Annotated in this window: 14 protein-coding genes; 7 read left to right on the top strand and 7 right to left on the bottom strand. The window is 35.6% G+C overall.

Annotated features, from left to right (window positions below; all coding sequences use genetic code 11):
* Window positions 1–11: 11 nt before the first annotated feature.
* Together OH814_RS16570 and OH814_RS16565 are read left to right on the top strand one after the other, a co-directional pair.
* The gene (locus tag OH814_RS16570; protein ID WP_308828922.1) at window positions 12–1,082 is read left to right on the top strand and encodes a prolyl-tRNA synthetase; all 1,071 of its coding nucleotides are present in this window, start codon (window positions 12–14) and stop codon (window positions 1,080–1,082) included.
* A gap of 30 nt (window positions 1,083–1,112) precedes the next feature.
* Entirely contained in the window at window positions 1,113–2,558 is a 1,446-nt protein-coding gene (locus OH814_RS16565; protein ID WP_308828921.1) for a hemin receptor, read from the top strand.
* A 76-nt stretch (window positions 2,559–2,634) separates the two neighbouring features.
* Here OH814_RS16565 and OH814_RS16560 read toward each other — a convergent pair whose 3' ends face one another.
* The gene (locus OH814_RS16560; protein WP_115619704.1) at window positions 2,635–3,351 is read right to left on the bottom strand and encodes a ZIP family metal transporter; all 717 of its coding nucleotides are present in this window, start codon (window positions 3,349–3,351) and stop codon (window positions 2,635–2,637) included.
* A 281-nt stretch (window positions 3,352–3,632) separates the two neighbouring features.
* Window positions 3,633–4,358 (bottom strand): bifunctional 2-polyprenyl-6-hydroxyphenol methylase/3-demethylubiquinol 3-O-methyltransferase UbiG, encoded by a 726-nt coding sequence (locus OH814_RS16555; RefSeq protein WP_076563053.1) that lies wholly within the window; start codon window positions 4,356–4,358, stop codon window positions 3,633–3,635.
* 122 nt (window positions 4,359–4,480) lie between these two features.
* Between OH814_RS16555 and OH814_RS16550 the strand changes: the two genes are divergently transcribed.
* A complete protein-coding gene (locus OH814_RS16550; protein ID WP_308828920.1) occupies window positions 4,481–5,650 on the top strand; it encodes a class I SAM-dependent RNA methyltransferase in 1,170 nt (389 codons plus the stop codon).
* Window positions 5,651–6,441: 791 nt separating this feature from the next.
* Here OH814_RS16550 and OH814_RS16545 read toward each other — a convergent pair.
* On the bottom strand, window positions 6,442–6,789 hold the full coding sequence (locus OH814_RS16545) for a DUF1622 domain-containing protein (protein ID WP_308828919.1): 348 nt from the start codon (window positions 6,787–6,789) through the stop codon (window positions 6,442–6,444).
* Window positions 6,790–7,023: 234 nt separating this feature from the next.
* Between OH814_RS16545 and OH814_RS16540 the strand changes: the two genes are divergently transcribed.
* Entirely contained in the window at window positions 7,024–8,076 is a 1,053-nt protein-coding gene (locus OH814_RS16540; protein WP_308828959.1) for a glycosyltransferase, read from the top strand.
* A gap of 1,004 nt (window positions 8,077–9,080) precedes the next feature.
* Here the strand turns inward: OH814_RS16540 and OH814_RS16535 are convergent.
* Window positions 9,081–10,310 carry an aminotransferase class I/II-fold pyridoxal phosphate-dependent enzyme gene (locus OH814_RS16535; protein WP_201134937.1) on the bottom strand — a complete coding sequence of 410 codons (1,230 nt, stop codon included), beginning with the start codon at window positions 10,308–10,310 and terminating at the stop codon, window positions 9,081–9,083.
* A 145-nt stretch (window positions 10,311–10,455) separates the two neighbouring features.
* On the opposite strand from OH814_RS16535, the gene OH814_RS16530 reads away from it, so the two are divergent.
* On the top strand, window positions 10,456–10,914 hold the full coding sequence (locus OH814_RS16530) for an Lrp/AsnC family transcriptional regulator (RefSeq protein WP_308828918.1): 459 nt from the start codon (window positions 10,456–10,458) through the stop codon (window positions 10,912–10,914).
* 200 nt (window positions 10,915–11,114) lie between these two features.
* Here OH814_RS16530 and OH814_RS16525 read toward each other — a convergent pair whose 3' ends face one another.
* The 3 genes from OH814_RS16525 to OH814_RS16515 form a co-directional block, all read right to left on the bottom strand.
* Window positions 11,115–12,146 (bottom strand): bestrophin family protein, encoded by a 1,032-nt coding sequence (locus OH814_RS16525; RefSeq protein ID WP_201134935.1) that lies wholly within the window; start codon window positions 12,144–12,146, stop codon window positions 11,115–11,117.
* Between the two features lie 81 nt (window positions 12,147–12,227).
* Complete coding sequence (locus OH814_RS16520) at window positions 12,228–14,300, bottom strand: thiamine pyrophosphate-dependent enzyme (RefSeq protein ID WP_308828917.1); 2,073 nt, start codon at window positions 14,298–14,300, stop codon at window positions 12,228–12,230.
* Window positions 14,301–14,376: 76 nt separating this feature from the next.
* Complete coding sequence (locus OH814_RS16515) at window positions 14,377–16,515, bottom strand: S8 family peptidase (RefSeq protein ID WP_308828916.1); 2,139 nt, start codon at window positions 16,513–16,515, stop codon at window positions 14,377–14,379.
* A gap of 249 nt (window positions 16,516–16,764) precedes the next feature.
* On the opposite strand from OH814_RS16515, the gene dnaE reads away from it, so the two are divergent.
* Both dnaE and OH814_RS16505 read left to right on the top strand, forming a co-directional pair.
* Window positions 16,765–21,432, top strand: coding sequence for a DNA polymerase III subunit alpha (dnaE, locus tag OH814_RS16510; RefSeq protein WP_308828915.1), 4,668 nt, complete (start codon window positions 16,765–16,767; stop codon window positions 21,430–21,432).
* A 366-nt stretch (window positions 21,433–21,798) separates the two neighbouring features.
* Window positions 21,799–25,464, top strand: coding sequence for a fibronectin type III domain-containing protein (locus OH814_RS16505; protein WP_308828914.1), 3,666 nt, complete (start codon window positions 21,799–21,801; stop codon window positions 25,462–25,464).
* The last annotated feature ends 46 nt before the right edge of the window (window positions 25,465–25,510 follow it).

Raw genomic sequence — 25,510 nt, 5'->3', positions numbered from 1 at the left:
TTTACATTATCATGAAAAGAAATATACATAAAAATTTACTTGGAATGCTAAAATCAAAAGGTATTTTGGCAGTTGCAGGTGGATTGTTGTTAATGTCTTGTGGTGCGCAGATGGGTGGGTATAGCGAGACTGATGGGGTGTATTACGACCCAAATAAAGATACGTTGCCGGAAGGTGTCATCATCAATGGTAATGAAGGAAACAGAGTAGGAGAATATTATGATTATTATCAGGATGATTCTAATCTGGTTCAAAATGCGCAAATAAATGCTGCTCAACAAGATAACCGCTACAGCAACTGGAGTAATTCTGATTGGAACAGTAATGCTACCGATTCTGATTGGGGAATGTTCGCAGGTAACGAAACCAACTACTACGATAATTCGTGGGGAATGATGGGTTGGGGCTCACCTTGGGGCTGGGGCGGAGGCTTCGGTTCTTATTGGGGTTCTGGCTGGGGCATGGGAATGTCTTTCGGTTGGGGTAACTCTTGGGGATGGGGAGGCTACAATCCTTATTGGGGACTGGGCTGGAATAATTACTGGGGATACAACCCTTACTGGGGCGGTTACTACGGAATTCCTTATTGGGGATACAACTCATATTGGGGTGGCTATAACAGACTTCCTTACGCAAGAAGCGGAGCAAACGGAAGATTCGGTACTTCTGGATCAGGATCTTACAGAACGAATAATTCTGCTTTAAAAGGTAATTATAATAACGGTTCTGGTTTCAGAAATAATAATTCCGGAATGAGAGCCGGATCTTACAGATCTTCTAATATGAATAATAATGGAGGGTACAGAAGTAATAACGGAGGTTACCGTAATCCGAATAATGGGATGAGACCTAATATGAATAACGGGGTAAGACCTACAAGACCAAATTATAACTACAATCAACAACAATCTCAACCAAGATACAGAAATGAAAGTACCAGACCAAGTGATAATGGAGGTTTCAGATCAGGAGGTTTTAATTCTGGAAGTAGCGGTGGCGGCTTCAGAGGTGGCTCTTCAGGTGGTGGAGGCGGTATGAGATCAGGCGGCGGAGGCGGCGGTTTCAGATCTGGTGGTAGATAATTTTAAACTTAATAACTATTAAAAAAAATAATGTTAAAAAAATCTCTAGTATTAATAGGTGTAACTGCAGCATTTTATTTGCAGGCTCAGGATATATCGGTTATAAGAAATTCGATTGATGTTTACTCAAACACTCCAATGACTGGTTCTTCGAAGTTTAATGCAATGGCAGGATCAAACGGAGCTTTGGGTGGTGATGCCACATCGCTGCTTACTAACCCTGCCGGTCTGGGTGTTGCAATTGCAGGTGATGTTTCGGCTACTTTATCGATTACGGGTAATAAAAATACAAGCACTTTAGCAGGATCTTCAGTTAACTATAATATTACAAAAGGAAATATCGGAAATGCGGGAGGTGTTGCAACTTTTCAGCTAATGACAGAATCACCTTGGAAATTTATTAATTTGGGAGCAAGTATTTCTACGCAGTCACTTGAAAACTATGTAGAAACTGCAGGTAACACAAATATTTCAATTCCAAAAAATCTTGTTGACGGTTCAGGAAATGCTGTAGTTGGCAATCTTGCTTATTTAGGGCATGCTTACAACAGATATGGAACTCAGACCAAATTTAATCTTGGGGTTGGTGCCAATTATAATAACTCTCTATATCTTGGTGCAAGTATTAATATGCATTATGTAGATTTGGAGCAGTATGACAGCGCCAATTTCGGTTTAGATTTAGACAATACGATATATTCATTTGATAAACAATACACGCCGTTTTCTGAAAAATCGAATGGTTTCTCTGCAACTTTGGGGGTAATTGGTAAAATCACCAATCAATTGAGATTAGGGGCTTCAATCGAATCTCCTACCTGGTGGAGTATGGATAGAATCTACTCAGATTATTATACCGGAACTGACGGATTGATTTATTTTGATAACTTTATAGAAGACAGGTCTTTCAGATCACCTATGAAAGCTACTTTAAGTGGTGCTTTTGTTCCAACTAAGAATTTTGCGATTAACGTAGACTATACTTTAGGATTAACGAAGCCTAAATATAAAGTTCAGGGTGATGCAGAAAGTGAATTGAATTCTTTCTTTGGTGATTCTTACAAAAACTTATCAGAAATAAGAGTTGGAGCAGAATACAGAATCAAAGCTTTCAGATTGAGAGGTGGTTATTCTTACGCTTCAAGTCCGTTTGATGCAATGACGATCAGTTCGTTTTCAAACAGTGGAGTAGCGGGAGATAATAATTACAGCGACTTGATTTTAGGAGCAAGAAATACGATTGGTGCAGGTTTAGGATATGACTTCGGTAAATTCTATGTTGATGCAGCGTATCAGAATATAAGCTCAGAATACAAAAATCCTTTCTTAAGCGGAAATGAAGTTGTTAAAAATGGAACTGTAGTAAGTACAGGATATTACTCCGGTGATTTTGATGTTTTAACGCCTACTTCTGCCGTTTCAGACGTTAAGAATATCAGAAATAATTTCTTTCTAACTGTAGGTTGGAAATTCTAAAATACTATTTCTAAAATATAAAAAAGGCTTCGGGAAAAAATTTCTCGAAGCCTTTTTATTTATCTTAAAATTAAATTTAATGATGATGTCCTACATGAGAATGATCATGAAACAAATGCATCATTAAAGCTAATGAAACTCCCAAAATGACCAAGCCAATTTTAGACCAGTCAATATTGTGATTTTTGTTACTTTCAAATATAATAACAGAAGAAATATGCAGAAAGATTCCACCAACTATCGCTAGAAAGTAAGGCTGCCAAGCTGGATTGAAATAATTACCCAGAAGCATTCCGAATGGTGAAGCCAAAGCAAATAAAGCAACAATTAATATTGATGGATAAGATATTTTTGAATTTGTTCTGTTAAATAAAAATGCTCCCAAAATAAACGAAATAGGCAAGTTATGAAACAAAATCCCCAACAGATAAGGTGAAAGCGGATTGGTCTCGTTCGCTAAAGGAATTCCTTCAATAAAAGCATGAATAAAAAGCCCGACCATTAATGCCATCGGAAGAATATTGCTTTCTCCGTGATGGTGAAAATGTCCGTGCTCAAATCCTTTAGTCAAAGCTTCAAGAATCATCTGTAACAAAACTCCGCCAATGACGAAGATCCCAAGATTACCAATATCTGAAGTGTAAACCTGAGGAAAAACTTCATTTAAACAAATGGTAATTAAAAATCCGGCACTTAAAATCAATAAATTTTTGGAAAATTTTTCTTTTTGTCCAAAATACTTACCGAGTAAAACTCCGGCAACGACACTTAATATAAGGAGAATGAAAATCATATTAATTAAAAAGGGGTGATAAGCAATATAAAACAATAATTAGATTCACAATTGTAATGATAAGGTGTATCTTAAAATTAGTCCTATTTTTAAATAAAAATATTTTGAGAAAAATTAAAAATATTCCAAGAATTAGTAATAAACTGGAGATAACAAATGGCAATGGAGGAGTATGGCTATGAAAATATCCGAATTTAATTCCACTAAATATTGAGATTATTGTTAATATCGCAAATAATATATTAGTCACCATTCCAATTGCAATTTTTTAAATTATCGGTTTATTTTTTCTTAAATAAATTGATGCACCGTGGCGAAATATCTTTATTGAAATCATTCAATTGATAATCCCCCCAGATTTTAACGCTTTCAAAACCGCTTTCTTCAGCATAGTTTTTAATGGTTTCTAAAGTATGAAGCTTTACTTTTTCAAAAAAGTGATGAGATTTTCCGTCTGCTTCAAATCTTATGTTTTTTATGATATGTCGGTCTTCAATTTTTTTAGAAATTTTAAAATCAATTCCTTCTCTGCTGATAATTGTTTCAGGAACCAAATTTTTTCGAACGAACTCTTCATTCAGATAATCCAAAACAAAATAGCCGTCTTTTTTCAAAACATTGCAAACCGATTTAAAGACTTTTTTATCATCCTCTTCATTATCAAAATATCCGAAACTTGTAAAAAGATTAAAAACCGCATCTACAGGATCGTAATCAATAGGATTTCGCATATCGTGAACATCAAAAATCAATGTTTGGTTCTCAAACTGTCTATTATGCTCAATACTTTGACGGGAAAGATCAAGTCCCAATACATCATACCCTAATTTATTAAGAAAAACCGAATGTCTTCCCTTTCCACAAGCGAGATCAATGATTTTTGCTGATTGAGAAAGCTCTAATTCTGAAGTAAGCTTTGTAATAAAATTTTCAGCTTCCGTGTAATCTCTGTTGCTGTATAATAAGTGATAATAAGGGGTATCAAACCACGATTCAAACCATTCCATGATGCAAAAATAGTGTTTTTGGTTGATGGTACATCGTTGTTGGTTGATGGTTTTTATAAGATAGAGCGATTTCTATCAACTATAAACTGACAACCAACAACTAAAATCACTATTTTTGCAAAATGGATACAGAAAATCTAAAAATTCAGATAAAAACTTTCTTCGGATTAGAGCCAATTCTTGCTGAGGAAGTTAAAAAATTAGGCGGAAAAAATGTAGAACTTAAAAACCGTGCAGTAAACTGTGAGGGAGATTTGGGTTTTTTATATAAAATCAATTATTCTGCAAGAACAGCATTGAAAGTTCTTGTTCCGATTGACGAATTTAAGGCGTATAACGAAACAAAATATTACGATAAACTTTTCAAATTTGAATGGGACGAATTCATGGATGTCGATCAGACATTTGCCATCGATTCTACAGTAAACTCAGAAAGATTCAGTCATTCTCAGTTTATGACCTTCAAAATGAAAGATGCCATCGTAGATTATTTCCAAAATAAATACGGTAAAAGACCGAGTATTGAAACAAAATCTCCGGATATCAAATTTCACTTGCATATTGACAGAGAATTGGTGACGATTTCGTTAGACTCTTCCGGTGATGCTTTGTTTAAAAGAGGATACAGAAAAGAGCAGGGCGAAGCGCCAATAAATGAAGTTCTGGCAAGCGGAATGCTGCAATTGGCAGGTTGGGACGGAAAAGGAAACTTCCTGGATCCTATGTGTGGCTCGGGAACACTTCTTATTGAAGCTGCAATGATCGCTTTGGATCTTCCGGCACAGACTTTCAGAAGAGGATTTGGCTTTCAGAACTGGAAAAATTATGATGCCGATTTATTTTCAAAAATAAAAGAAGTAAGAATCAATCGTGTGAGAGAATTCACCGGTAAAATCGTAGGTTACGATATCGATGGAAGAATGTTGAATGCCGCAGAAGCCAACATAGAATCTGCAGAAATGGAAGATATTATCGAAGTAAGAAGAGAAAATTTCTTTGATACCAAGAAAGATTTATTCCCATTGTTGATGGTTTTCAATCCACCTTATGATGAGAGAATTTCTATTAATGATGATGATTTTTACAAGAAAATAGGAGATACGTTCAAAACGAATTATCCAAATACTTTGGCCTGGCTGATTTCTTCAGACTTAGAAGCGGTAAAGAAAATCGGACTGCGACCTTCAAGAAAAATAAAGCTTTTCAACGGAAAACTGGAAACGAGATTTTTACAGTATGAAATGTATGAAGGGACGAAAAAAGTTCATAAATTAGAAAACAAAGAAGAATAAAAAATATCTTTTAATATTTTCGATGGTTTAGATTTTCTTGCAGATTTACTGAGTTTGGAGTCTTCTTCAAAATCAGAATCAGTGAATTCTAAAAAGAATAAGAATTCTAAAAAATCAAAATATACAACAGCATTGTGGAGTGGAAGCTTTCTTTTGATCGCTTCCATTCTCTATTTATTGTTTTCAAAGATCCTTTACCGGAAGAGAATTACGTGCAAACTTTATTGATTTGCATTCTCATCGGTTTTCTTATATCATTTGTCTTGTTTTTCTCGCTTTATAAGCTCGGAATTTTTTATTTTAAGAGTCTCTTAAAATTTATTTTCTTTAGCGGTTCGGTGATTTTACTGCTGATTTCTTTTGTACTGTTCATATATTACAAATCAGGGATTTTCTTTTAGAAATACTTTTCATTTCGTTTAATCATGTGTACTTAGATAGAAAGTATCCGTCAACATCAGAAATCCCTCTGTTTGGTTCAAAATGTTATCTATCGGTCTATAAATGTAAACTGTACATACAATAATGCAATCTGAACGGTTCGTAAAGCTATCTGCTTAATGCTAAATATGAATAGTATACCTCACAAATCCCTCTGTTTGGTTCAAAATGTTATCTATCGGTCTATAAATGTAAACTGTACATACCAGAATGCGATCTGAACGGTTCGTAAAGCTATCTGCTTAATGCTAAATATGAATTGTATACCTCACAATCTGCTCTTTCAATAACAAAATACCATTTGTCTGCTTAGGAAAACTGTCTTTCCGTATATTTTTAAGATGAAACAGTTAAATTTCTTCTTTTTTCTGCCAAGGAAACTTGCCTTCTACCTCAACCTGAATAGAAATGCTCAAAAAAGTACGAATGAGAACGATTAATCCTAAAGCTAAAAGTCGATCAATTGTAGGTTCTGTAACCACAGTAGCGATAATATCTCCTGCAACAAGAATCTCAAGACCCAATAAAATTGCTTTTCCCAATTCCTGTTTCAGTATTTTATAAGATCTTGGATTGGTACCCTGAATAGAAAATATAAATTTTGACAAAGCGATTACCGCTCCGGCAAAAATGGTGAGTACCCCGATGATTTCAATAATTCTCGCAACATAATCTATATAAATTTTAGCTTCTTCCATAACAGTATACATTTTTTAAGAGAAAATTAAGATAGCAATTTTATTTAAATTAAACCGTTGTGGATTTTACAAGTACCATCGCAATTTATACTTAAAGAAATTGTATTTCTTTAAGTATAAATTGTTTACCTTAAAAAATATTATTTACTTAAAAACGTTGCCTATTACTGCGATTAAAACTAATTTATATTTTTGAGTAACAATTCAATTCTACATTTGCAAGCTGAAGTACAAATGGTTATTTTTGAGAACGATTTTCTAAACAATATTACGACCCACAATTTGAAACCTACTATCTCCATCGTTGTTGCTATTTTTAACCGAAAAGACGAACTTTTTGAGCTTCTTAATTCACTCAATTCTCAAACTGATAAAGACTTTGAGGTAATTATCGTTGATGATGGTTCTTTGATTGATCTGAAACCGACAATCCATCAATTTGAAGAAATTTTAAATATAAAATATTTCAAAAAAACTAATTCAGGGCCTGGTTTGTCGAGAAATTACGGTGCAAAAAGAGCTGCAAATGACTGGTTGGTTTTTGTAGACAGTGATGTAATTGTAGAGAAAGATTATATTGAAAATATTAAAAACGATATTCTTACCATTCCTTGTGATGCTTTTGGAGGGGCAGATAAAGCGCATAAAGGTTTTAATCTGATGCAGAAAGCGATTTCGTATTCTATGACTTCCGTTTTTACGACTGGTGGAATAAGGGGAAATAAAAAAGCAGTTTCAAAATTTCAGCCCAGAAGTTTCAATATGGGTGTGAAAAAAGAGGTTTTTGAGAAAGTAGGTGGTTTTTCTGAGATGAGAATCGGTGAAGATCCCGATCTTTCGATGACGCTTTGGGAAAACGGTTTTACGACCGCTTTTTTCGATGATATTGCAGTTTACCATAAACGAAGAGTAGATTTTGGAAAGTTTTCAAAACAGGTGTATCAGTTTGGTTGCGCAAGACCGATTCTTAATCAAAGGCATCCTAATTATGTGAAAATTTCTTTTGCATTTCCGACCTTATTTTTATTGGGTTATGTTTTGGGATTTATTGAATATTTTATTCTTGGGAAAGGCTTTGTTTTGTCTCTTTTCGGATTGTACACTTTCATGGTTGTAATTCACGCTATGATTGTTACAAAAAATATTGCAATTACCGGAATGGCAGTGATTTCGACTTATATTCAAATGTTTTCTTACGGGTATGGTTTCTTAAAATCATGGATTTTATTAAATGTTCTAAAGATGAAACCTGAGGATGCTTTCCCGAAACATTTTCATAAAAATTAAATTTATTTTTGTTTTTTTAACGCAAAGATTTATTTATAAAACTCATGATTTTAAGAGGCAAAGGCAAATGAATTGCTTTGCGAAGCTTGAAAATATGGTTTTGTCAAATCAATAAAAATGAAATCTGAGGATGCTTTCCCGAAACATTTTCATAAGAATTAAATTTATTTTTAAGCTTTTTAACGCAAAGATTTATTTGTATGATGTATGATTTTAAGAGGCAAAGGCAAATAAATTGCTTCGCGAAGCTTGAAAATATGGCTTTGTCAAATCAATAAATACGAAAGGTGAGGATACATTTCCTAAAGAGTTTCATAAGAATTAAATTTATTTTTGTTTTTTAACGCAAAGATTTATTTATAAAACTCATGATTTTAAGAGGCAAAGGCAAATGAATTGCTTCGCGAAGCTTGAAAATATGGCTTCATCAAATCAATAAAAATGAAACCTGAGGATGCTTTCCCGAAACATTTTCATAAAAATTAAATTTATTTTTGTTTTTTAACGCAAAGATTTATTTATAAAACTCATGATTTTAGAGGCAAAGGCAAATGAATTGCTTCGCGAAGCTTTAAAATATGGTTTTGTCAAATCAATAAAATGAAACCTGAGGATGCTTTCCCGAAACATTTTCATAAGAATTAAATTTATTTTTAAGCTTTTTAACGCAAAGATTTATTTATAAAACTCATTATTTTAAGAGGCAAAGGCAAATGAATTTGCTTCGCGAAGCTTGAAAATATGGTTTTGTCAAGTCAATAAAAACAAAACGTGAGAATACATTTCTTAAACATTTTCATAAAGTTTAAATTTTTAACGCAAAGGTTTATTTGGATGATGTATGATTTTAAGAGGCAAAGGCAAATGAATTGCTTCGCGAAGCTTGAAAATATAGTTTCGTTAAATCGACTTGTTAGTGCTTTTTTTTCTTAAAATAGATGTTCAAATTTCAAGAAAAAATAATAAAAGCTGTCAAAATTTTGACAGCTTTTATACAATAATAATTAGAATATGGATGAAATGGTTTCATGGTTTAGAACGCCTGTTTTGAGCATGCATTCTTTCATCTTTTCATAGGTTCGTTCTATATCGTGATCGAGACCGATTGAGAATCTTATTAATCCGTCAGAAATTCCCATCGCTTCACGTTCCTCTTCAGGAATTTCTGATGAAGTTGAGCTTCCCGAGCATGAGAATAATGTTTTGTAAAAGCCTAAACTTACCGCTAAATAGCCTAGATTTTCCTGCTGCATCATTTCCATCAGTTCGTTAGCTTTATCGGTTGTGCCTGCGTCTAAAGTCAGTAATCCACCAAATCCATATTCCTCATGCATCATGCTTTTCATCAAATCATGATTCTTATGAGATTTCAAACCGGGATATGAAACTTTTAAACCGTCTTCCTCAAATCTTTCAGCCAGAAATAAAGCATTATGACTGTGCTGCTTCATTCTGATGTGAAGGGTTCTTAAATTTTTAAGAATACTTGCAGAACGGAAACTGTCCATTGTAGGGCCCAAAAGCATACATGCTCCGTTGTTTACATTTTTGGTATCATTAATAAATTCCTGACTTGCACAATACACTCCACCAACAGTATCACTGCTTCCGTTGATGAACTTGGTTAAACTGTGAATCACTATATCTGCTCCCAAAAGAGTAGGAGATATGGTAAGTGGCGAAAAAGTATTGTCTACAATAAGTTTTAGATTATGTTTTTTACATAGTTCCGAAAGTTTTCTAAGGTCGGCAACTTCCAAAAGAGGGTTGCTCACACTTTCGCAGTAAATGATTTTAGTATTTGGTTGAATGGCATTTTCTATAGATTCAAAATTGTTGATATCTACAAATGACGTTTCAATCTGAAAAGGCGGCAGAAAATTTTTCATAAAAGCATACGTTCCACCGTAAATTGTTCTGCTCGAAATAATATGGTCACCCGACTTACAAACCTGCATCAAAACAGAAGTAATAGCGCCCATTCCTGAAGCGGTAACATTGGCAGCCTCTGTGTTTTCCATTTTTGCCAAGGCTTCAGAAAGGTAAAGATTCATCGGGGATGAATGTCTTGAATATAGATAACAACCTTCCGCATTACCTTCGAAAGTATCAAACATTGTTTTCGCAGAGAGAAAAGTATAGGTTGAGCTGTCAGAAATTGAAGGATTTACCCCTCCGAATTCTCCGAAATACTGAAGATCCTGAATTTCATTTGCTGCATTGAATTGACTCATAGTTTTTTGTTTTAAAAATGAATATTTCTGATGTTTAGAACAACTAAAATTTAAATATTTAGAAAATAAAACTATTGAAAATTGATTTGATAGAAAATAAGTTGGTTATATTTGCTTTGTTCTTAATTTTAATAAAATATTATCTATGAGTTTTGATGAAACCGATAAAAAACTGTTGCAATATTTACAGGAAGATTGCAAACAAACCACCAAAGAACTGTCTTACAAGCTTGGTCTGTCGGTAACTGCCGTTTATGAACGCATTAGAAAACTTGAAAACTCTGGTGTGATTTCCAAATATGTGGCTTTGATAGATAAGAAAAAAGTGGACCGGAAATTTTTGATTTTATGCCACGTAAAACTTACTCAGCACAAAAAAGATTATGTGATGCAGTTTGAAAAAGAGGTGATGAATCTACAGGAAGTCACCGAATGCTTCCATGTAAGTGGCGATTACGATTATATTCTGAAAATCTGCGTAAAAGATATGGATGATTACAGGAATTTTATGCTTTCAAAACTCACGACGCTGCAGCATATTGCAAGTACACACAGCTCTTTTACGATCTCGGAAGTGAAAAATACCACCAAAATCATTTTATAGCATACCATCGAATCTGGTTATTAAGTTTTGGGGAGCTTAGAACTTCGTTCGTAAACTTCGATAAAAGCCTTCGCTTTTTTCTCATTTACGCCTTCCGCTCCCAATCTTTTTTGTTGGTTTCGACAAGCTCAACCAACAAAAAGGATTTCCGCTTGAGTCGGGCTGCAAGGTGGTTTGTATTTTAGAATATAGCTTTAAAATTATACTAAAACACCATTTTTAGAAGTAATTGCATCCGGTAAATCATTATCTCCTGACATTTGTAAAAGGTCGACCTCTATACTCCGGCAAATCGCAAGCATCGGAATATCAAACATCAATCCTTCAAAAGGGTTTTCTGAATAATCACCCACCAGTTCCATAATAATATAGATCCAGCCGATCGTAATACAGAAAGGAATAGACGCCCAGATTCCCCAGTCGCCAAGTTTGGCAAACTCACTTACCAAACCCAAAGGCAACAACATGATAAAAATGATATTAAAAACAAATGCGGTACTCGCAAATTGTCTGGGTAAAGGGAATTTTTTGATTCTTTCAGCCTGTCCCTGTAAAGTATAAAATTCATTAAGGCAGTCCTGCAGCTGTATCTGGTTAAATTCTGAAATGACTTCCATGTTTTTCAACTCATTTACATCTTTCGATTGCTGGGCAATAAGATAGGTTGCAAAATTTTTGTAGTGATTCTGCAGCTCTACTTCTTCTTCAGATAAATATTTATTAAGAAAAATCGGCGTTCTTCCATAATCAGGAAAACCAGCTTTTATCAGTCGGTTTCGTTTGTGATCGATATTTTTGAATTGTTCTTCTTCTACTTTAATATGTTCCCATTCGGCAGGAATCAGCAGCTGCTCACGAAAAGCATACAGCCAAGCAATGTGACGGTAAACAATCTTTTTTTTGCGGTCTTCTACATCAAATTTTCCTAAATTTTCTTTATTGGTATCAAAAGCATAGACCATGGATGCAAACGAGCGGCTTGAATTTACAATTCCGCCCCATATTTTCCTGGCTTCCCATAATCTGTCATACGCCTGATTATTTTTAAAACCCACCAAAAAGGCTTCTGCTGTACCAATCAATGCAACCGGAACCCAGGGAATAATCATCCAATCCCAATGAAAAACGTGAAAAAGTACAGCAATCAAAGTACACCAAAAAGCGATTAAAATTAAGTGAAATCCGGACAAGTTAAGAACCTGTTTGTAATTGACGTATTTTGTAGTGATCATTTTAGATATAAAAGTTTGTATAACCAAGTTAACAAAAACTGTACAAAAAAACCTCTAAATTATTTTTAGAGGTTTTAATTTTTAATATTTCAGCATTTCATCTATTTTCTTAGTTAGCTTTTCAGCATTTGGAAGCATTTCTTTTTCCAGAATTAAGTTAATAGGAACTGCAGGTGTATCTAGTGATCCCATTGTTTCTACAGGGGCATCAAGATATTTGAAACAGTTTTTAGAAATACGGTGCGCAAAGGCTTCAGCGAAAGAGTTATTAAGTTGTTCTTCCGTTAAAACGATACATTTTCCGTGTGCTTTTACTCTTTCAAAAACCAATTCTTCATCCAAAGGAATAAGGGTTCTCAAGTCAATTACCTCAACTTTACCATCAAAGTTTTTCACAGCTTCTTTCGCCCAGTAAACTCCCATTCCGTAGGTGATTACCACTACAGTATTTCCTTTTTTGATTTGATTTTCATCGGCTTCAATTACGATTTTTCCTTTCCCGAAAGGTAAAATGTAATCTTCTGCAGGTTCAATGGTTTTTGCATCTTCAGTTCCCGGGACTTTGCTCCAGTATAAACCTTTATGCTCCAGCATTATAACAGGATTCGGATCGTAATAGGCAGCTTTTAATAAACCTTTAAAATCGGCAGCATTACTTGGATAAGCGATTTTAATTCCTTTAATATTCGCTAAAATACTTTCTACACTTCCGCTATGGTAAGGCCCGCCGCCGCCATATGCTCCGATTGGAACACGGATGATATTGCTTACAGGGAATTTACCCTGACTTAAATAACTTGATTTTGAGATTTCCGTAATCAACTGATTGATTCCCGGATAAATATAATCCGCAAACTGTACTTCAACGATCGGTTTCAAACCAACTGCGCTCATACCGGTTGTAGAACCGATAATATAAGCTTCCTGAATGGCTGTATTGAAAACTCGTTTGCTTCCGAATTTTTTACCTAAAGTTACCGTCTCACGGAAAACACCACCAATTCTTTCGCCAACATCCTGTCCATAAAGCAATGCTTCAGGATGCTTCCACATAATTTCCTGAATGGCATGAATGGCAGCATCTACCATTACAATTTTTTCTCCACCTTCCGGCTCGCGGGTTCCTACTTCTTCTGTAATAGGAGTGGGAGCGAAAATATGTTGCATCACTGTTTCAGGCTTCGGATCTTCAGCTTTTTGAGCTCTTTCGAAAGCTTCTTCCGCTTCAAGACGAGCTTTTTTAGTGATCTGTTTTAATAATTCTTCATCAACACCAGATTCCAGCAATTGGTTTCTCAGGATTTCTCCCGGATCTTTTGCTCTGTGCTTGGTTAAATCTTCTTCATCTCTATAGAATTCTCTTCTTACTCCGGAAGTATGGTGACCAATCAAAACTGTTTTTGCACAAACAACCAAAGGTTTTCTTTCAGCTCTTACAAAATCAACAGCCTTTTTCATGACCTCGAAGCTTTCAACGAAATTGGTTCCGTCAACACGCATTCTTCCCAAGCCTTCAAATCCGGCTACAAAATCATACGCATCACAAGTTCTTGCTTCTTCTTTGGTAACAGAAATTCCCCATTCATTATCCTGAACCAGGAAAATAATAGGAAGTTGGTGCAAAGCTGCAAATTGCAAAGCTTCACTTACTTCACCTTCTGTCACAGAATTGTCTCCCAGACTACAAATAACAACTGGATTATTTTCAAATTCCTGTAAATTAAAATCCTGAATATATTTTATTCCTTGAGCAACTCCCGCAGTAGGAATGGTCTGCATTCCTGTTGCTGAGCTTTGATGAATAATTTTTGGTTTGTCTTCATCTCTGCTGGAAGGGTGGGAATAATAAGATCTACCTCCTGAAAAAGGATCGTCAGCTTTTGCTAATAACTGCAACATCAATTGGTAAGGCTGAAAACCTATTCCCAAAAGAATACTTTCGTCTCTATAATAAGGAGAAACCCAGTCTTCTTTTTTTAATTGATAAGCGGTTGCCAGCTGAATCGCCTCATGACCTCTTGATGTACTATGAACATATTTGGTAACATTTCTGTTCTCTTCATAGATATCTGCCATGGCTTTTGCAAGCATCATGTGATTGTAAGCTTTAAGCAAAATATCCTTTGAAACTTTCTCGTGAAGTGTATTTTCCATAGGAAGCAAATATACATAAAAAAACAAAACACTAACAAGTGTTAGTGTTTTGCGTAAAATTATATGTGAATTATAATTATTCTTTGATAACTTTTTTAGAAATAACGTCTTTATCAGTTTTTACTTCAATGATGTAGATACCATTGGTGTAAGAAGATAAACTAACAGCTTCTTGTGCGCTATTAATTACACCACTTTGTAATTTCTTACCAGATAAATCATATACTGAGAAGCTAGATTTTTTAGGAGCTTTCAAAATGTTTACAATATCTTTTGTAAGAGTAGGTGCGATAACAATTCCATTTGCTGCATTTGCAACATCTTTTGTTCCTAAAACTTCACTGAATCCTGTAACAATTATTGAATAGTTTTGAGGAGTTAATACAGGAGTTACAGCATTGTTGACAAGTGTTCCTTTATTAGTTACTTCTATTCGGTATGTTCTTCCTGCAACTGGGCTATCTAAAACTACTTGTTCTACATTATCTACTGTATTGTCACCTTTTGTTGCAGGTGTCATTGGACTTAATGCATCAAGTTTCCAAGGAGTGTATGAGATATTTGTTGTTGTATCAATAATACGTAAATCTAAATCATTTACTAACTTTGATGTTCTGTTATTGTAAAGATCAGACCATTGATTTGTAAATGCTTTAAACTCAGGGTCAATCCAAGAAATGGTAACTTTTAATGGTTCCGTTCCTGATGCTTTCACTGTTTTGCTGTTTTTCGTACCACTATTTAAAGTTTCATTATTGAAGATAATAGAGTTATTTGACTTTGCAACTAATAATTCTGCTCCTTTTTTAGCGTCAATGAATCCCCACCCAAATTGAGGGTCTGGACCTATATTGCCTGCCTCCTTTGCAGAATGAATCATTAGTGTTTTTGCAGATGCTGCATTTAAAGCGCTTCCAGAAAATAACTGTTTATTGATTTGAGTCCACAGTCCAATGATTCCTGTTACCACCGGTGCTGAATACGATGTTCCGTTACCCACAGTTAATTGACTACCTCCAACCGAATCCTCTGGAGTTGAAGCACCCGCTACAGATGTTCCAACAGTAGTAATGTCTGGTTTAATGCCGCCATCATCTCTTGGGCCTGCGCTGCTGTAATCTGAGTGTACTACATCTCCAGATAAAGTGTATCTACCTCCATTAGCAGTTATCCTGTCTGTGGCACCAACAACAATAATGTTTTTAGCTAGAGATCCAAATCCTATACAGTCATAACCCAATGCACAATTGTTTTGAGGCAAAGTATCCGTTGCGCTAAATGCGACTGGAGTATTGGATGAGTTTAGGTAATATTTTGGTGTATTATTTCCTGTAGGCCCCATTCCGTATGAATTTCCGGATGATTTAACAATGATGTAAGATGGATTGTTATAAACAATTTGATCATAGTTTCTGTCATTAGTGTAATAACTGCCTTGTGCATCTACTGATGTATTAGGACTAGCATATGCTCCTCTCCATATCCAAGAATATGCACCGTTTATAGTTGTTTCGTCCCAACCTTGATTTGTTCCATATGAATGATTAGAAATGTTCGGTTGTGCAATTAATATTTTGTCAAAAACTGTACTTGCTGTCGAATTTCCAGGTAGTGTAGTTGTACCAAAGTTATATGCATCAATGGTAGAGTTTGGGGCTATTCCTTTGAAATTTACTTGTCTAGTAGTACCGTCAGTAAATTGTACAGTATATGGATAGTTTTTAGCTCCAATAAAACTTGCGACAGTGGTCGAGTGGGCGCCATAGTTCATTGTTGTTGCTTCTTTATTTGAGATTCTGTTAGGAATATTGTTAAAGAATATATGGTTAGCATAAACTCTACCTTTAGCAGATCCATTATCTCCATCAAAAATTGTAAAATTAATACCTTCACCATTAAAAGAACCTGTTAATCCACTAATTGTCCCCCCTTGAATAAAATCTGCATTAGAATTTAGTATTTGATCCATGTCATGAGGTTCATAGAAATAAGGTCTGCCATCTGGTAAGAAACCAGCAAGTTTACTTCTTTCATTTTCAATTTCTTCTTGTGTTTCGGGAGTTCTAAAAGTTCCGTAATGTTTTGCAACATAAATATCAAACTTTGCATTGTTTTCTTTATTCTGTCTTTCAAATTCTTTCTTAAGCGCATCGTTGCTTTGTGCATTCATAAGAGAAATTGCCAATGTACTTACTAAAAGTAGATGTTTTTTCATGATAGATTATAAAATTGATTACACGATTATAAATAGCAAATATATAAAATAATAATATTTATAAATTAATATTGTTGAATTAATAAGAAAACATTTATTTTATTATGTGGTATTGTTTTTAATTTCATTGTTTCGTGGCGAATTTCTGAAAAAGAAATAGAGGTTTTAAAAGTAATCAGTTATCAAGGATAATAACAAAAATTGAAGTAACTTTACATTCTCTTTTTAAATTAAAAGCTAGTAAAATACATGTATTTAGTTTTTGACACAGAAACCACAGGTTTACCAAAAAATTTCAACGCTCCATTATCAGATTCAGACAACTGGCCAAGAATGGTTCAGATTGCCTGGCAATTGCATGATGATAATGGTAATTTGCTTGAAAATCAGGATTATATAATAAAGCCGGAAGGGTATGATATACCATTTAATGCCGCAAGAATTCACGGAATTACAACGAAGATTGCCAACGAAGAAGGCCGCGATCTGAAGGAAGTTTTAGAAGAATTTTCTGAAGTTTTAGAGCGTGTGAGAGTAGTTTCCGGACACAATGTTGAGTTTGATTATAATATTGTAGGCGCTGAATTTTTTAGAAAAAATATTCAGGATCATCTTCAGGAAAAGCCAAAAGCCGATACCATGATTTTGGGTACGGATTATTGTAAGCTTGGAGGGGGTCGTGGAGGTAGATATAAGTCTCCAAAACTGGAAGAATTATATGAAAAATTATACGGTCATAAATTTGACGAAGCCCATAATGCCGCAGCCGATGTAAATGCAACGGCTCAGGTTTTCTTCGAAATGATGAGAATCGGGATTATTCCTGCTGAGGTTTTAAAGACTTCGGAAGATCAGTTGGCGTACTTTAAAACGCTGCATCCGAACCCGATAAAGCCTTTTGGAATTATTATCAGAAGACAGGTTGCAGATTTTAACAATAAGAAAAAGCAGTCTGATGTAGGAAGTATTGATGATATTGACTTAGGAAGATATTTCAATTTTGATAATCATAGTGTTTTCTCGACTTTAACGGCCACGTCAAGTATTAATGATTTAATAACGAAAGCTTCCGAAGAAAATTTCCCGGCAGTCGGAATGGTTGATCTTGGAAATATGATGGGCGCTTTCAAATTTGTTTCTGCTGTGGAATCTGCTAACTCTGACCGCTCAAAAAAGCATAAAGAATTTTTAGCTAAGAAACAGGAAGCCGAAGAAAATGGAGCCGAATTTAATGAAACAGAGCCAGTTTCTGAACCTTTGATTCCAGTTGTAGGGTGCGAATTTTATATTTCAGACCGTTACGAACAGAAACAATTTACCAAAGACGATCCCGACAGAAGAACGCAGGTGGTTTTGCTGGCAAAAGATTTTAACGGATATAAAAATTTGGCGAAACTTTCGAGTATAGGATTTTTAAAAGGATTTTATTTCGGAGTTCCAAGGATTAGCCGTGAGCTGATTGCAGAATATAAAGAAGGGTTGATTGCTTTAACTTCAGGCATCAACGGAGATATTCCTGATGCTATTTTAAATACGGGGGAGCAAAAAGGGGAAGAGCTTTTCAAATGGTGGAAAGATACTTTTGAGGATGATTTTTATGTTCAGATTCAAAACCATAAACTCCCTGAAGAAGAGCATTTGAATGATGTTTTATTGCATTTTGCCGATAAGTATCAGGTGAAAATATTAGCTCAGAATCAAACGTATTATACCAATAAAGATGATTCTAATATTCAGGATATTGTAAGTTGTATTAAAGATGGTGAAAAGCTGACAACGCCTGTTGGAAAAGGCTTTGGGAAGAGACGAGGACTAGCGACAGGAGAATATTATATTAAAAATTCACATGAAATAAAAGAAGCTTTCCTAGCATATCCCGATGCATTTGATGCGTATGAAGAATTTACGGCAAAATTTAGTCCTTACACTTTAAAAAGAGATGTACTCTTGCCGAAGTTTGATATTCCCGAAGAGTTTATTCATGCTGAAGATGATATCGACGGAGGAAAACGAGGTGAGATGGCTTATTTGACGCATTTAACGTATGAAGGCGCAAGAAAAAGATATATAGAAACTGGAATTACGGATGAAATAAAAGAACGACTTGATTTTGAGTTGGAAGTTATTGCCAATACAGGGTATCCGGGTTACTTTTTGATCGTACAGGATTTCTGTAATGAAGCCCGAAAGATGGGAGTTTGGGTCGGTCCAGGTCGTGGTTCTGCGGCAGGTTCTGCAGTAGCTTATACGATCGGAATTACCAATGTCGATCCCATTAAATATGATCTCCTTTTCGAGAGATTTCTGAATCCTGAAAGGGTTTCTATGCCCGATATTGATATCGACTTTGATGATGAAGGTCGTGACAAAATCATCAAATGGGTTGTTGAAAAATACGGAAAAAATCAGGTTGCGCAGATTATTACTTATTCAGTTTTGGGTGGGAAATCTGCCATTAAAGATGCGGGAAGAGTTTTAGATCTCCCAATTCCTGATACCAATAATATTGCAAAATTAATTCCGCCAAGTCCCGGGATGAATATTGCCAAAGCTTTGTCAAAATATGATAAGTTAAAGCCTGAAGAGCAGCAACTTGTCGATGAGATGAAGTATGTACTTAATACTCCAGGTGATGCACGTCATGATGTTTTGGCTAGTGCAAAGAAGATGGAAGGCTGCATCAGGAATACCGGAATTCATGCTTGTGGGGTGATTATTACGCCTGAAGATGTGAGTAACCTGGTTCCGGTGACGATTGCTGCGAAAGACGCCGATATTTTAGTTTCTCAGTTTGATAACTCGGTGGCTGAAAGTGCCGGACTTTTGAAGATGGACTTTTTGGGTCTTCGAACATTGACGATCATTAAAGATGCTTTAAAAATTGTTAAAGCAAGACATAATGTAGATATCGATCCGGATTTAATTCCGTTGGATGATGCTAAGACCTATCAGTTATTTAAGGAAGGAAGAACGGTTGGGATTTTCCAATATGAAAGTCCGGGGATGCAAAAATATATGCGCGAACTGAAGCCGACTGTTTTTGCCGATTTGATTGCCATGAACGCTCTTTACAGACCGGGTCCGATTAAGTATATTCCAAACTTTATCAACAGAAAGCATGGTATTGAAGAAATTGTCTACGATTTACCCGAAACTGAAGAATATTTAAAAGAAACCTACGGAATTACCGTTTATCAGGAGCAGGTAATGCTTTTGTCTCAAAAACTGGCCAATTTTACAAAAGGTGAAGCCGATACTTTGAGAAAGGCGATGGGTAAAAAACAGATCGAGGTTCTTAATAAAATGTATCCTAAATTCATTGAAGGCGGAAGAAAAAACAATCTCAATGAAGAAAGATTAGAAAAAATATGGAATGACTGGAAAGCCTTTGCTGAATATGCTTTCAACAAGTCTCACTCTACCTGCTATGCTTTAATTGCTTATCAGACAGCCTATTTAAAGGCAAATTATCCTGCAGAATATATGGCAAGTGTGATGAGTAACAACATTAACAATACAGAATCGATTACCATGTTTATGGAAGATTGTAAAAGTATGGGTGTTGATGTTTTGGGACCAGATGTGAATGAATCTCAATATAAATTTTCGGTAAACGAAAAAGGGCAGATTCGTTTTGGTTTAGGAGCGATCAAAGGCATCGGTGAAGGACCAAGTGAAGGAATTACCAGAGAAAGAGCAAACGGCAGATTTAAAAATATTTATGATTTCTTCGAAAGAATTTTGCCTTCTCAGATGAACAAAAGAGTGGCTGAAAGTTTAGTTGTAGCTGGTGCTTTCGACGAATTAGACTCTTTCCACAGGGGTCAATATTTTGACATTGACATGGCAGGAAGAACCAATCTGGAAAGACTGATAAGATACGGACAAAGCTTTCAGGAGAGTAAAAATGAGATGGAGCATTCTCTTTTTGCAGATTTTGCTGAGGAAGTACAAATTGAACAACCAAAATTGGCACCTTGCCCGGAATGGCCAAATATGCATAAATTAAATAAAGAAAAAGAAACGATCGGTTTCTATCTTTCTGCGCATCCGCTGGATGAGTTTAAATTTCAGTATCAATTTATGCAGGGAAGTCTATCTAAAAAATCTGTTCTCGAAAAAGATCAGGAAGCAAAAGTCGTAATAGATGAAGTTCCGATTCTTGAAAAAGACTCTGTGGATGAGGTTGCTGATTTAATTGAAATTGTATCAGACGAATTGGCAACTGGTGAAGAAGAAATTATTGAAGAAGTAACAAAAAAAGCAGAACCAAAGGGCGTTTTTGGGTTTTTGAACCTTGATGAGGTAGATGCTTATAAAGAACAGGCTTTTGCAAATAAGCAGGAAGAATTGTTTGAAGAAAAGAAAAAAGACTGGAAAACTTTACAAAAAGAAAGAGAAAACGGTGGTGGTGGTAAAGAATACACCGTTGCTGGATTAATTACCGAATATGTTGTAAAAGATGGCTTCAGAAGTGGTGAAAAAGTAGCATTTGTAACGTTGGAAGATTATTCCGGGTCATATTCTTTCAGATTGGGAGATCGTGATTACATGAAGCTTAAGGAAAAACTTGAAGTACAGCGTTTTGTGATTTTAAAAATAAAATTTGCTCAGGTAAAAGACGGTAGAGTGTTCGTTAATGTAAATGAAGTGATTGAATTACAGGAAGCCTTTGAAAAATTTGCCAAAAGTATCTCGCTTGTGATGGATGTGATGGATTTCAGACCGGAAGATCTAAGTTTCTTTAGAAATGTTTTGAGTGAAAATCAGGGCAGTCAAAAGTTTAAATTTTACATTAAAAATATTGAAGATGATTCTCATATTGAAGTTCAATCGATGAAGCATACAGTGAATCTGAACGGAGAATTAATTAAAAATATCCAGCTTCTTAATAAATATGAGTTTTATCTGAACTGATATTATTGTAAATAACAAGAATAAAAGAATCGCAATCTCCTTTAGATTGCGATTCTTTTTTTATACGCAGTGATTTTTAAAATTCGACATAAATTAGTTAAGTAGGTAGGGTTTCGGACAGGTGTAATCTGTTGATATATAGAGTTTTAATTTTTTGTGATATAATTTTAATTAAATGCTTGTTTAATGATATTTCATTGTTTTTAGCTTATTGTTAATAAATATTTAAAAATAAATTGGATATAGTTGTATCTGTAATATTAATATTTGTTAATTTTAGCCATTAACTTAATTTAACTGAATATGAGAAAACTTTCTTTTTTAAAAGAAAAGTTGAAATTGCACAGTAAGTATTATATGATGCTTATGGCTTTTTTAACAACCACGACGAGCTTAAATGCTCAAGCGGTATCTACTTACGCTTTCGGGCAATCCACCGGAACGTATACCCCAATTACCGGAGGTACTAACATGGAACTGTTGTCTACTGCTGTTTCTGGATTTGATTCCCAATTATTTCACAATGGAACTGGTGGTCTTAACGGAACAATTTCTTCGGGAACTTATAATGCTTTTCCCATTGGTTTTAGCTTTAGTTACAGAGGTGTAGCTTATGATGGTTTTTATATTGGAACAGATGGTTACATAAAACTAGGTTCAACTACTGGTACGTTAGCTGCTGCTGCTTATGGAACTCCCATTTCAACTACAACTACAAGTACGGATGATCTCATTTCTGCTTTTGGAATTGATCTAGTCGGCGGTTTACGAGCTACAAGTGCTACTCGTACATCTGGTTCTCCTACTATTACCTTAACGGGGACTAGTACCGGAATGGCAGGTAATATAGTAGTAGGAATGCGTATACTAGGTACAGGTATTCCTGCAGGAACAACTGTAACAGCAGTTTCTGGTACTGCTATTACCATGTCTGCTAATGCAACCTCTAGTTCCACTTCTGCGAGTGCTTTTTTTGCAGAGTCAGATAATATTTCTTATGTTACAACTGGGACTGTAGGTTCGAGAGTGCTTACAGTACAATGGAAAAATTCTGCAAGATATGGTGGAAGTGGGGATTTATTAAATTTTCAAATTAAATTATATGAAGGAACAAATGTAATTCAGACTATTTATAATAATACTGCATCGACTCAAGTAACTACTTCTGGCACAGTAGAGGTTGGTTTAAAAGGATTAATTACATCTTCAGATTATAATAACCGTACCGGAACGGCAACAACCGGATGGTCAGCGACTACATCTGGAACATCTAGTGCTTCTACTATTCCGTTTAGAGGAGCTGCAGCTACTGGTGGTGCCGTAGTACCAAGTAGTGGTTTGATTTTTACATGGACGCCTCCGACATGTATCGCTCCTACAGCTTTGGCAATTGTAGGATCATCTATTACAACGTCCGGAGCTACCGCTTCGTGGACTGCGCCTTTATCAGCTCCGGCTAATGGTTATGAAGTGTATTATAGTACTTCAAATGTAGCTCCTACTTCTTCTACAGTTTTAGATGCAACAAATTCTGTAACTTCTACCACGACATCTTCCCCAATAAGTGGGCTGTCATCAGGCACGACATATTATGTGTGGGTGAGATCGGTTTGTGTAGGAACGGATAGAAGTGTTTGGACCGCTGTTTCCTCTTTTACAACATATTGTGTAAGTACTAATGTTCCATATACATTAGACTTTACCAATGTTACAGCGCCGGTTTTACCGACTTGTACTACTGCTGTAAATTACGGAAGTGGAAATACTTGGATTACTTATAGTCCAGGAGGAACAAGCGGATTTACTGGAAACGTATTGAACTATACTTATAACAGTTCAAATGCAGCAAATACTTGGTTTTTTACTCAAGGTATTAATCTTACCGCAGGTGTAAGCTATAGAATTAAATATAAATATGGTAACGCAAGTGCCGCATCGTTTCCTGAAAAATTAAAAGTAGCATATGGTACTTCGGCAACGAATACAGCTATGACAACTACACTTGCTGATTATCCAAATGTGGTTAACTCTGCAGCTGCAAATGGATTTGTTGATTTTATACCAGCAACAACGGGAATCTATTATTTTGGATTTCAGGCTTATTCTGCAGCTAATATGAATAGGCTGTATGTGGATGATATTAATATAGATGTATCTCCTTCATGTAGTGAGCCTACAGCATTGACAGTTGCTACGGCTTCAATTACAGCGTCAGGAGCTACCGCTTCGTGGACGGCTCCTGTTACTGCGCCGTCTAATGGATATGAAGTATATTATAGCACATCAAATGTTGCACCTACATCTGCTACGGTTTTAACTGCAACAAATTCTGTAACTTCTGCTACAGCTTCTGCTCCAATAACAGGCTTAACCTCTGCTACAATGTACTATGTCTGGGTGAGATCGGCTTGTACGGGATCTGATAGAAGTGTATGGACATCATCTGTATCTTTTACCACTTTGCCTTCATGTTTTGTACCAACTGCAGTAACGGTTGCTACTGCTTCTATCACATCATCAGGAGCTACTGTATCTTGGACTGCTCCTTCGACTGTTCCTTCTAGCGGATATGAAGTGTATTACAGTACTTCAAATGTAGCGCCTACTTCTTCTACAGTTTTAAATGCAACAAATTCTGTAACTTCTGCTACGGCTTCTGCTCCAATAACGGGCTTAACATCTGCTACAATGTACTATGTTTGGGTGAGATCGGCTTGTACGGGATCTGATAGAAGTGTATGGACGTCATCTGCATCCTTTACCACTTTGGTTTCATGTTTTGCGCCAACAGCAGTGACCGTTGCTACTGCTTCTATCACATCATCAGGAGCTACTGTATCTTGGACTGCTCCTACGACTATTCCATCTAACGGATATGAAGTGTATTACAGTACTTCAAGTACTGCACCTACTTCGTCTACAGTTTTAAACGCAACAAATTCTGTAACTTCTGCTACAGCTTCTGCTCCAATTGCAGGTTTAACATCTTCTACAGGGTATTTTGTTTGGGTAAGATCTGTATGTATCGGTACTGATAGAAGTGTTTGGACTGCGATTACATCATTTAGTACATTATGTCAGCCACCTGCGTTACTTTCAACTACAGGAGCAACTATTTGTCCTGGAAATACAGCAACTATTTCTGCTACAGCAGCTACGGGAGCTACAATCAAATGGTATGATGCAGCTACTAATGGTACTGTTTTATCAACAGGAGGTTCATTTACAACACCAGCCTTAACAACTAATACTAACTATTGGGTAACTGCATCTACAGGGAGTACTGAAGCTGTGGGAGCAGCAAATCCAGGAGTATTAACAAATGGAGGAACAACTTCTGCAAGCACAAGTTTTTATATGGAAGCCACAGTGACTAACACATCGGTTACTGTACAAAGTGTGGATGTGTTTCCTGGTGCAGTAGGTAGTCAGAGCTCTATTAGAGTATATTTAGGTACGGCTACAACCGCAGTTTATACGATACCGTTCACTTCGAATGTTGCAAGTGGAGGGGTGACACCACAGACTGTACCTCTTAATATTGTATTAAGCCCAGGTGTATACAGGTTTAAAATTGAAGGTGCTGGCAGTTATTACAGAAACTATAGTGCTTCTGGTTCGGTAGGACAGGCTTTCCCTTACGGACAAGGTGATTTTAAATTAACCGGAGGAAGTAATGTAACGACTGGATATTATTTATTCTACAATTTTATTGTCGGAACTAATTGTGAATCTGCAAGACAAGTAGTAGCTGTTACAGCAGATCCTGCTGCATGTCTTGGAACATCTGAAGTGGGAGCTATTAAAAACAATATCAAAGCGTATCCAAACCCATTTGCTGATGTCTTGAATATTTCAGACGTAAGCAATGTGAAATCTATCTCAGTAGTAGATATCTCAGGTAAATTGGTAAAAACTTTTGATAAGCCGGAATCTACTCTTCATTTAAGAGAATTAAATTCAGGAATGTATTTAGTTATTCTGAATATGAAAGATGGTTCTAAGCAAACGATCAAAGCAATCAAAAAATAATTAATTTTAAATTTCTTTATAAGGGGCTGGTCAATTGATCAGCCTC

This window comes from Chryseobacterium sp. CFS15, assembly GCF_031118795.1.
GTDB classification, from domain to species: Bacteria; Bacteroidota; Bacteroidia; order Flavobacteriales; family Weeksellaceae; genus Chryseobacterium; species Chryseobacterium indoltheticum.
The sequence above is the reverse complement of the archived record's forward strand: the minus strand, read 5'-3'. Positions and strand labels throughout refer to the sequence as shown.